This is a genomic window from Paraglaciecola sp., assembly GCF_030730205.1.
Lineage (GTDB): Bacteria > Pseudomonadota > Gammaproteobacteria > Enterobacterales > Alteromonadaceae > Paraglaciecola.
The window spans coordinates 1,844-12,587 of sequence record NZ_JANQVQ010000190.1 but is presented as its reverse complement, the minus strand read 5'-3'; the positions used below and the strand labels follow the sequence as shown (position 1 = coordinate 12,587).

The 10,744-nt window shown below is 44.1% G+C and carries 9 protein-coding genes; 6 read left to right on the top strand and 3 right to left on the bottom strand.

Annotated elements, in window-relative coordinates:
• Positions 1 to 124: 124 nt before the first annotated feature.
• From glp to NWQ57_RS12930, 4 genes are all read left to right on the top strand, one after another.
• Positions 125 to 1,369, top strand: a complete 1,245-nt coding sequence (gene glp, locus NWQ57_RS12945) for a gephyrin-like molybdotransferase Glp (protein WP_306022570.1) — start codon at positions 125 to 127, stop codon at positions 1,367 to 1,369.
• Positions 1,370 to 1,414: 45 nt separating this feature from the next.
• Entirely contained in the window at positions 1,415 to 2,776 is a 1,362-nt protein-coding gene (locus tag NWQ57_RS12940) for an MATE family efflux transporter (protein WP_306022569.1), read from the top strand.
• Positions 2,777 to 3,223: an MOSC domain-containing protein gene (locus NWQ57_RS12935; RefSeq protein WP_306022568.1), complete on the top strand. Its 447-nt coding sequence runs from the start codon at positions 2,777 to 2,779 to the stop codon at positions 3,221 to 3,223.
• 159 nt (positions 3,224 to 3,382) lie between these two features.
• Entirely contained in the window at positions 3,383 to 3,934 is a 552-nt protein-coding gene (locus tag NWQ57_RS12930; RefSeq protein ID WP_306022567.1) for a DUF2780 domain-containing protein, read from the top strand.
• Positions 3,935 to 3,986: 52 nt separating this feature from the next.
• Here the strand turns inward: NWQ57_RS12930 and NWQ57_RS12925 are convergent, their stop codons facing one another.
• The 3 genes from NWQ57_RS12925 to NWQ57_RS12915 form a co-directional block, all read right to left on the bottom strand.
• Positions 3,987 to 6,683 carry a TIM-barrel domain-containing protein gene (locus tag NWQ57_RS12925; RefSeq protein ID WP_306022566.1) on the bottom strand — a complete coding sequence of 899 codons (2,697 nt, stop codon included), beginning with the start codon at positions 6,681 to 6,683 and terminating at the stop codon, positions 3,987 to 3,989.
• Positions 6,684 to 6,782: 99 nt separating this feature from the next.
• The gene (locus NWQ57_RS12920) at positions 6,783 to 7,622 is read right to left on the bottom strand and encodes an alpha/beta hydrolase (protein WP_306022565.1); all 840 of its coding nucleotides are present in this window, start codon (positions 7,620 to 7,622) and stop codon (positions 6,783 to 6,785) included.
• The gene (locus NWQ57_RS12915; RefSeq protein ID WP_306022564.1) at positions 7,619 to 9,592 is read right to left on the bottom strand and encodes an alpha-amylase family protein; all 1,974 of its coding nucleotides are present in this window, start codon (positions 9,590 to 9,592) and stop codon (positions 7,619 to 7,621) included. The genes NWQ57_RS12920 and NWQ57_RS12915 overlap by 4 nt, the downstream gene beginning before the upstream one ends.
• 214 nt (positions 9,593 to 9,806) lie before the next feature.
• On the opposite strand from NWQ57_RS12915, the gene NWQ57_RS12910 reads away from it, so the two are divergent.
• Both NWQ57_RS12910 and NWQ57_RS12905 read left to right on the top strand, forming a co-directional pair.
• Positions 9,807 to 10,076 carry an RNA-binding protein gene (locus tag NWQ57_RS12910; protein ID WP_306022563.1) on the top strand — a complete coding sequence of 90 codons (270 nt, stop codon included), beginning with the start codon at positions 9,807 to 9,809 and terminating at the stop codon, positions 10,074 to 10,076.
• 33 nt (positions 10,077 to 10,109) lie between these two features.
• On the top strand, positions 10,110 to 10,676 hold the full coding sequence (locus NWQ57_RS12905; protein ID WP_306022562.1) for a DUF502 domain-containing protein: 567 nt from the start codon (positions 10,110 to 10,112) through the stop codon (positions 10,674 to 10,676).
• The last annotated feature ends 68 nt before the right edge of the window (positions 10,677 to 10,744 follow it).

Here is a 10,744-nt window from a genome sequence, read left to right as displayed (position 1 = left end):
CCTTGTGTCCCATCTCTGGCAATAAAATACCGAATTCAACCAATCTTCCCTATCGTTAAACGGCATTTTTTGCCATAGTACGCAGCTAATTTTTGAAGCTCAGATTTTGTTGCCAGGAGAAGCTGTGAGCACATTAGAACATTGTGATGCACCAGGTTTAATGCCACTGAAAAGTGCCGTACAAAATATCTTATCGCAAGTAACAGCAGTGAGTGAATCAGAGGTGGTGAGTTTAGCCTTAGCCCATCAACGTGTGTTAGCGACTGACCTTATATCGAACATGAATGTGCCTCCAGCAGATAATTCTGCCATGGATGGTTATGCCCTGCGCGCATCCGATCTTAAGCATACAAGCACCCTACAACTTATCGGTACTGCCCTGGCCGGACAACCCTTCACCGGTCAAATAGAACAAGGTGAATGCGTGCGTATAATGACCGGGGCGGTCATACCGCAAGGCGCAGATGCAGTGGTAATGCAAGAGAACACCCAAATTAACAACGATATGGTTAGCGTTACGCATGTGCCGCAATCTGGACACAATATCCGCCCGGCAGGAAACGATATTCGCCTAGGGGAGCGAGTGTTGGCCAAAGGTATGTGTCTTGGACCGGCTGAACTGGCTCTTATTGCCTCTATTGGCCAAGCAGATGTAAAAGTGATTCGCCCCTTGACCGTGGGGATTATGGCTACTGGTGACGAGCTGACGCCACCTGGCCAGCCCTTAAAAACTGGCGCCATATACGAAAGTAATAGCTACGCCCTAGCCGCTCAACTTCAAAGCATGAAAATGAAGGTACTCAATTATGGCATTGTAGCGGATGATAAAACGGTTTTACGTAGGATGTTTGTACAGGCAGATAAAGAGTGTGATGTCATTATTTCTTGCGGTGGCGTATCAGTGGGTGAAGCCGATTTCGTGAAAGAAATACTTGCTGAACTGGGGCAAATCAACTTTTGGAAGGTGGCCATCAAACCTGGTAAACCTTTTGCCTTCGGCCAGTTGAACAAAGCCTATTTTTGTGGTCTTCCTGGTAATCCCGTTTCGTCATTTGTCACCTTTGAGCAACTTGTCTTGCCTTTGCTTAAAACCCTATCAGGGCAAAGAATCAACCTTGATAAACAAGCATATTTAGTGGCGAAAGTAGCAAAAAAAGTCACAAAACGCCCCGGTAGAGCGGATTTCCAACGCGCCTTTTATGAGCGAGACGAACAGGGACAACTGTGGGTCGAGGCGCAAAAAAATCAAAGCTCAGGGGTAATGAGTTCAATTAGTAAAGCCAATTGTTATTTATTATTGGCACAAGCTCAAGGTGACATCGAACAGGGCGAATTAGTGAAGATTTTACCTTTTGCCTTTTTACATTGATTCGGTACTACCCCTACAAACAACCTTATTTAAAAGAAGAAAACAGTGGCCTTTAAAAAAGAACTTAAAACAATATTACACTTAGCTTGGCCTTTACTGATTGCCCAAATTACCCAAACCTTAATGGGCGTATCAGATACCATTATGGCGGGTCGTTACTCCGCCACCGATATGGCTGCAGTGGCTATCGGTTTTGGTTTCACTTTGCCTGTTATTGTCTTTATTCAGGGTATTACGCTCGCTTTGCCACCGATTATTTCACGCTTTAACGGCGCTAAACAAACCGATAAGGTCGCCAATTATACGCAGCAAATGGCGTGGTTATCGATGGTATTTGCCCTGCTGGCAGTTGCATTTAGCTTTGTTTTTGAACCACTGTTGAATGTCATCAACATGGAGTCTGAGCTTCGCACTATTACCATCGACTACATTCAATATATTTTATTTAGTATGCCGGCCTTTGCCTTGTATCAGGTTCTAAGAAACTTCAGCGAAGGTTTATCGATTACTAAACCGAGCATGGTCATTATGGTGATTGGCTTGCTGGTAAATATTCCGGCTAATTATGTATTGATTTACGGTAAATTTGGTTTGCCTGAATTGGGTGGTGCGGGTTGTGGTATTGCAACTGCACTGGTATTTGTGGCGATGTTTATCGCGACACTAATTTATACCAAATACTCAAAAAAGCTGAGTCAGTTTAACTTGTACCAAAGATTCTACCGGCCTGATTTAAGCTTGATCAGTGAATGCATAAAACTAGGCCTTCCGATTGCCATGACCATTTTATTCGAGGTCACCTTGTTTGCAGTGGTAGCCATATTACTTGCACCTTTTGGTGCAACGGTGGTGGCCTCTCATCAAATCGCCCTGAATTTTTCGGCTCTGATGTTTATGATCCCACTGAGTTTGGGTATGGCAACCAGTATTCGTATTGGTTATTTATTAGGTGAAAACCGCCCTGACCAAGCTAAAATTGCTACTCGCTGTGCCTTTTTAGTGGGCATTAGCATAGCCGTTTTTACCGCCACATTTACAGTATTTGCCCGCGAAATGATTGCGCGGCTCTATAGCATTGATGAAGAAGTGATTCTCTTGGCTTCAAGTTTGTTATTACTGGCAGCGATGTTTCAGTTTTCAGATGCTATACAGGTTATTTCGGGTACCGCTTTGCGAGGTTACAAAGACACCGCTTGGATGTTTTACTTAAGCTTTGTTTCTTATTGGATAGTGGGCATGACCATAGGCTGTATATTAGGCCTAACCGATTGGATTGTACCTAAAATGGCGGGGGCTGGGTTTTGGATTGGTTTTATCTGTGGACTGAGTACCGCCGCCGTCTTGCTGAGTTTACGACTCAAACACGTGCAAGCCCAAACACAGTTACCCCCTACAGTGAGTCACTAAATGGCCAACAACCTTGTTTTGAAGGGGATTGCTTTTCGCCCTAAAACCAAAGCACCAATGCAAGTTAAAAACGCAACAATGGTGACTCGCGTTGCAGGGGTTGATGGTGATGCTCGCGGTAAACCCGGAAAACGCCAAGTCACCCTACTCAGTGCCGAGCAATGGCAAGTAGTAGGGAATGAACTCGATAAAGTCTTACCTTGGACGCTTCGCCGTGCCAACTTACTGGTGTCAGGCGTATCCTTTGATGCTAGCTTCGTTGGCAAACAAGTTAAAATTGGTCAGTTAATTTTGCTGGTAACGGGCGAAACTGATCCCTGCCCCAAAATGGATGCCCAAGTACTCGGTTTAACCAAAGCATTGCTGCCTGATTGGCGAGGGGGTGTTTGCTGCAAGGTCATTGCTGATGGCAGAATCACGCTAGGTGATAAAGTCGTTATAGTGTAAATCCCAACAGTTAAGCGCAATCACCCGATGCAAAACCAGGATGCCATTGATTTTTATCATTTATCATTGGCTTTCGCCCCACAAAATCAATGATAATGCGTGACACTTATGCATGTTACGATGCGAATTAGTTTTTAATTCATCACTCAGGAGAAACCGATGAAATTACAACACCTAGGTTTAATAGTCGCCGCACTGGCTTTTACCCCACAAAGCCACGCTGAAGGTTGGTTGGACTCGTTAAAAAGTATGTTAGGCATGGAAGTCAAGACACAAGCTGAAGCAGAAAAACCAGCGATGCCCAATGTCAGCGACATGATCGCTTCTGTCAGCAGTACCCTTGGAGTCAGCGACTCTCAGGCCACTGGTGGACTTGCGTCTATTTTTAACTATGCCAAAGGCAATTTATCCAGTGAACAATTCGGCAGTTTAACTGATTCGTTGCCCGGCTTAGGTGGCCTATTAGGCGCAGTGCCTGATATCAGTAATATGGCAAGCGAAGGTGGTTTAGGTGGTTTGATGGATAAAGCCGCTAACTACAGTGATTCGCTTAAGGCCGTTAATGAAGTTAAAAAACAATTTGAAGCCCTAGGTTTGAAGCCTGAAATGATTATGCAATATGTTAATGCAGCAAAAGCATACTTAGACACAGAGCAAGGGCAACAAATCAAAGCTACCTTGATGCAAGGTCTAAGCAAACTTTCTGCTTAAGTTTCATCTTCATTACATTATCAAAAAGCCCACACAGTGGGCTTTTTTGTTGCTAAGGTGTTGTCACAAGTTCGTCATCATCTGACTGTTTCACGCTCACTTGAATATCGTGCTGCCAACTAAACTTTAAATACAAGGTGCTGGTCGTCTCTTCCCAATACATGGCAGCTTTACTTTTATCCAAGGTCTCTATATCAGTCACTAATGGCAGTGATGATAAGATAGGAGCGGTTTTGCCTTTCTCGCTAGCAACCGTTACTAAAGGCGCTGGTTTGACTGAAGGCTCTGTACTGGATGAAACTGGCGCAGGTGATTCTGCGCTAGTATTTGGCTCAGCTTCTCCAATGTTAGGTAGTAAAGTCTTTATCACTTTCTGGGCTTGCAAGGGCGCTTTAAGCCAGTTATGGATCACCAAGCGCATCTCACGTTTTCGCGGCATACCTTTATATTTGCCCTGTCGATTAAGACTAATTTGCAATTGTTTATCTTGTTGTAATGCGCTGAAACTAAGGGTTTCGTACTCACCTAAACTGATTGCATTTGGATTTTTACCATCATCGTCGTACATGGTCGCTTTTGAGCGCTCGACGGTGGCATCAGAGTAGTAATGTAAATCTAATTGCTTGGTGTTGTATTCATCGATTGTTTGTACCGGCAGTACCATGGGTAGAAAGCTTCCAGCTCTGACCATAACCGGTATGCGATCTAACTCGGTTTTTAGGCTGATCGTTTGATTTCCCTCGTAATCCTCATCGGTCCAAAAATCAAACCAACGCCCCTTAGGAAGGGTTACCTGAACTTCATCGAGATCAGGTGAGGTGATCGGCTTAACCAACAACGCCTTCCCCCACATATAGCTGTCTTTAATATCCATTAAAACCGGATTGCTTTCATCCTCAAAAAACACCGGGCGCATTAATGGCATGCCTGTCAGGCTATTTTCATATACCAAAGAATAGTTATACGGCAACATCGCGTAACGAAGTTTGATGTGTTCACGCAAAATATCTTTAGTTTGTTTATCATGAAAAATAGGCTCAGGTGCAATTTCTTCTTGGCCATGTGGACGAAAGACCGGCTGAAAGACACCATACTGCAACCAACGAATGTACAATTCCTGATCAAATTCTTCTCCCCCGGCAAATCCACCGAGATCAGAATGGGTGTACGCCAAACCAAGTAAGCCCATTTGTAAAGACAATTCGACCTGAGGCTTGAGACCATCCCATGAGCGACTGACGTCGCCCGTCCAGGGGATCATGCCATATCGTTGTGAGCCCATAAAACCACTGCGCATCATAATAAAAGGCCGTTCTTTGGGTGCGATAGCTAGCTGATTTTCAAATACACGTTTTGCCCACATATGCCCATAAGCATTGTGAATTTCATCAGCAGTAAGCGTCATTCCCTTAAACTGATGCAGGGTATCGCTTGGATGCACCTCAGGTTCGCCCAAATCGCCCCACCAGCCGGCCACACCTTGTTCGTACAGCTCGGTATAAATGCCATTAAACCATTGACTGGCTGGCTCAGAAAACACATCAATGAGGCCCGTATTGCCAAAAAAGAAATCGAATTGTTTCGCTTGATTATCCAAACCAAGAGCCAGCACATTATTATCAAGTGCCTCTTGCCACCGGGATGAGGTGGATAAGATAAAGGGTTCTGTTATTAGAATCGTTTTTACGCCCAAATCAGCAAAATCAGCAATCATTTTTTCGGGTGTTGGAAAGGCTGTTTTATCCCAAGCTAAATTGCCCATCATGCCTTTTACATCTTTACCAAACCAATACAGGTCAAGTACTACGGCATCAAGGGGAAAACCTTCATCGATAAAGGTTTGCACCGTATCGCGAGTTTCTTGCTCACTACGATACCCAAAGCGCGAAGCAAAATTGCCCATTGCCCAGCGCGGTGGGAGCGGCTGCTTACCGGTTAACTTGATAGTATTTTCAATGAGTTTAGGGTAGTTATCGCCAGCAACAACGAGATAAGCGCTGCGCCCGGCGACTGCTTCAAACTGCATAATATCACTTTGGGTCTGCCCTAAATCCATGAAGCCACTGGCAGAATTGTCAAAGATTAAGGTGTAGTGTTCGCTGGACATGACCGCTGACAAACCAAAATACATTTGTTGTGATTCTGTGGTGTACCCATAGTGAGCGCGGTTGTATAAAGGAAAGCGCTGTCCTCGCCTATCCATTCCGACAATCCGCTGGCCACCACCGATGAGTTTTTCATCTGCCTGCAAAGTAAAACGAAATCCACGGGTGGTGGCATGTTTAAAAAAGCCCGTTTCCTCAGCCACCAATAACTTGCCATTTTGATAAAAAGAAATTTGCAAAGGTGACTTAGATACGACGGCGCTAATATTGCCTGCGTTAACCGATAAAAAGTCTGTGTTATTTGCAATGTCTAGTGTTGAAGTCTGGGCTTTTTCACTGATGGCGAAAGACGGTATTTGCTGCTCACCTGCTACTTTGTACAACACTTCAAAGGCGGAATCGCCATAAGCGCGCAATTGCACATGCCCTTCGTCAGTACTGATCACTAAGGTGTTACCGTTGACCCCGTGACTTTGGTAGTTGGCAGCAAAACCGACGGGCAGACAACAACACAAGCTAACTACGGTAAATAACAGATTCAGATTAAACCGAAAAAAACGAGGCTTAGCTTTGTTGTATTTATGACAAAGCGATGCAGTCGCTTGTATCCCCATACCAACAGTCTTCGGCGCGCTAAATGTCATAAAGATGTCCTTATTACTGCAAATTTTAGCAAATATTATAAAATGTTAATCCACTGAAAAGTCGAGGCGGATAGAAGAGCCAGTAAGGCTTGCTTAGCCTTATGAGCTAAATAACCATCTCACCGCATCAGCAAATTGGCTGCGCCACAAAGCCTCGTTGTGCTCACCACCGAGCACGCGTTTAAACAGCATATTTTGCCTTGGGTGCCCTTGCTCTCTTAATTGCTGCTGCATATAGGTTGTATCAACTATCATGCCATCACCTTCTTTATCACCGTACATAACATAAATTTTTGCATCGAGTGAGGCCTTGTGATCTTTGGAATACGTAAAAACGTCTGCTGAGTACCAATATGAGGGGGAAAAAATGCCTGCTTTGCCAAAAATCTGTGGATGGGCATGCAGTGCATAGTGTGCCAGTAAACCGCCCATCGAGCTGCCTATAATGGCAGTATGTTCAACGTCATCTAATGTACGGTAATTGTTATCAATGAAGGGTTTTACTACATCAACGATAAAGGTAGTAAACAGTGCGCCTTGCGCAGCCCCAAAGCGTTTATTTACCCAAGGCGAATATTCATTCATGCGTTTGTCGCCACCGTTATCGATGCCCACCACAATAAATTTTAGCCCCTCAGTCGTTGCCATTTGATTCAGTGTTTCATCTACGCCCCACTCTCCAGCGTAGGCGGTTGCATCATCAAAGAGGTTTTGACCATCCAGCATATAAATAACCGGATAGGATTGTTCAGATGTCTGATAATCTGTCGGTAAATACAGACGCACTTTGCGCTGTCTGTCTAAGCCATCCACTACAAACTCAAAGGGTAACTCTTGCACATTTGCCGCCGCAGTTGATGGCATTGACACAGTAGTCGAAGACTCAGTGCAAGCGAGTAAAAGCGCTGAGAAGCAGATTGAGGATAAAAAACGCATCATTTTAATTGGATCACCAAAGATTGCATAGGAGCGAGAGTCGCATTAAACACCGTTTTTTGGCCGTCAACATTAAGTGAGTATTGTTCAGCAGTCAGTAAATCAACCACCACATGCTGACCGGAGCCAAGGCGCGCATTTTCAATTATTTTCGTATCCAAAGGCAATCTAATATTCACACTATTTTGCTCAGAGAAATGACTGATGACCAAAAGGCTACTGCTAGGTGTGTAGCGAACAAAAGCAAAAACCCTAGCGGCATCTTCGTAACTCAAACGTTGCAATCTGCCTGCTTGGTCTTTTTGTGTTGCATAAACAAAACTGGCTTGCATGGGTAGGGCCAGATATTGACCTAACATGGCGGGATGATAGGCAGAAATATTCAGTACTTTGATGTAGTAATCTCGTAATGCGCGCTCTTCGAGACTTAATTGCCCACCATCAAACTGACCGTTATTCATCCAACGCTGATGGGCTGGCACACCCGCGTAATCAAAAATTGTGGTGCGGCTTGGCTTACCAAAGCCCATGTCTTCACTGCCATCCTCTCCTACTTCTTGACCAAAATATATCAAGGTCGGTGAACGACTAATTAAAGCAGATGCGACCAAGGCGGGTTTACCCATTTGTGCGCCGCCCACTAAGCCGGCAAAGTCATCGCTTGGGATCCGCTGCTCATCATGGTTTTCTAGAAAGTGCAGCATATGCGGCTCGATGTCAGCAATGCCGGTTTGTACTTGGTGCAATTTTTGTGCTGATTGCCTCTGTTGCATTACCGCTTTCAAGGTGTCGTAAAAATCGACTTTATCGTACAGATAATCCATTTTTCCTAATTGAATATAATTATGGTACTGACTGGGGTTATATACCTCAGCCAACAGAAATGCCTGTGGGTTGCGTGTCTTAATCGAAGAATTTAAATAACTCCAAAATTCGACGGGCACCATTTCAGCCATATCATAGCGAAATCCATCTACGCCTTTTTGAAGCCAATAGTGAGTAATATCTCGAAACTTGCGCCACGAATCGGGTACGTCTTTGTCGGCCCAAAACGCCTGATGGTCGGCAATTCCCAGTTTTAAATATTGCTCTGGTAAACGGGGAAAATCGTACGAGCCATCGGGTTTAACTCCGTAATTTACTTTGACCGTTTCATACCAATCATGAAAATGCGGCTGGGCAAGCCGCGACCCATTCCCCGTCCATTTGGCCGGTGACTCGTCAAACTTACCATCACTCAAGGGGTGAGGTTGACCACCTAAGGGTTGATAGCCATCAAGGGGCTGTGGCACTTTAAAATCCTCTCCCACTACGTAATAGAAATTATTGTCGCGCCGATACGTCACGCTCGTGTCATCGTCTTGACCAAAGTCCTTAACACCTTGAGGTTTGCTTAAGGACTGATAATTGCGCGCTACGTGATTAGGCACAATATCAATAATAACCTGCATACCATTGTTATGAGTGCGTTTGATTAGCGCTTCGAATTCAGCAAGGCGCTGCGCCGGATCATCAGCCAAATCGGGATTAACGTTATAATAATCTTTTACCGCATAAGGTGAGCCTGCCCGTCCTTTGACAACATCTGGATCATCATTGCTAATCCCGTAGGCCACATAATCGGTGATAACATCATGATGAGGTACACCTGTATACCAGATATGAGTGACGCCGAGCTGCTTAATGCCTTGCAGAGCGGTGTCAGTGAAGTCACTAAACTTCCCAACGCCGTTTTCTGCAATACTTCCCCAGGGCGTATTAGTTTGATTTTTGTTGCCAAATAAACGAGTAAACACTTGATAAACGACGGGTTTCCCCTGTGGTTCAGCCGGCAAAAAACGCGCTAAGTCACTGGCTTTATTTTCTTCAGGACTCGAGTCTTGATTAACGGGGGTGCAAGCCAAGCTAACTCCAAGGGTTAAGGCGATAAAACTAAAATAACGAGCGTGACGCTTCAAATTACTGGGTAACATAGATAGATTATCCTAACAAAACACAAGTGACTGACAACAGCCTTGTAACGTTAACAAAATAATTACAAATAATACCTGCAGCAGCAGCATTCTGACAGCGCTCTACATACGTATTCAACTTCGCTAGATAGTTAAAAATTCAGCTCTTACACTTGCATGTAAACTGTTAAACTATCGCCGGATGTGTCAACCTACTGATAAAAAGAGAGAAAGAATGAAAATACTCGTAAGAAACTTAGATCGCGAAACCACTGAAGACGAGCTTCACGCGGCTTTTTCTGCCTTTGGTAAAGTGCAATCGTGCAGCATAGTACGTGAAAAAACCAATGGTTTATCGAAAGGTTTTGGTTTTGTTGAGTTACCTAAACCAGGCGAAGCAAAAGCGGCGATTAAACAACTAAACGACAGTTACTTAGGGGCAAACAAAATTCGGGTGAAATACGCACAAAGTCTTAAAGCCGAAACGCCACCCGAAGTTAAGTGATATCAATCCAGCAAAGTTTATCCAGAGTACAACATGAACAAACTACTTACCCTTTCATTTAAAGGACTTGTTGCTGTATTGCCTTTAACCCTTACCTTGTATTTTGTTTATTGGTTTATGGAAGGCACCGAAGGTCTATTACAGCCCTTTGTTCCTCAGCATTTATATTTTCCCGGTTTAGGTATTTTACTTGCCTGCGGCATTATTTTAGTCGCGGGCTTATTGATGAATTTGTATTTCATTAATGGATTGGTTGGTTTTTTTAATCGTCAAATAGAAAAAATCCCCTTAGTTAAATCAATCTATGGCGCAATTAACGACATCATGACCGTCTTCTCTATCAAAGACAAAGAGAACAGTAAGGCGGTGGTATCCATAGAAATTCAACCCAATATGCATTTAATAGGTTTTGTGACTGGTGAAAAAACCGGTCAACAGTTATTTAATGACGAAGACAAAGTAGGCGTTTACGTACCACTGAGTTATCAGATTGGTGGTTACACCTTGTATGTTAAACGCAGTCAGATCACCCCGTTAAACATTGGTGCGGAAGAAGCGATGCGTATCGCCTTGACCGGTGGTGTTAAAGCCGAAAAATAACATCTCATACTCGCTGCATGTAAACAAAGAGGCAGATTAAAATAGACCGCCTCTTTGTATTTTAAGCA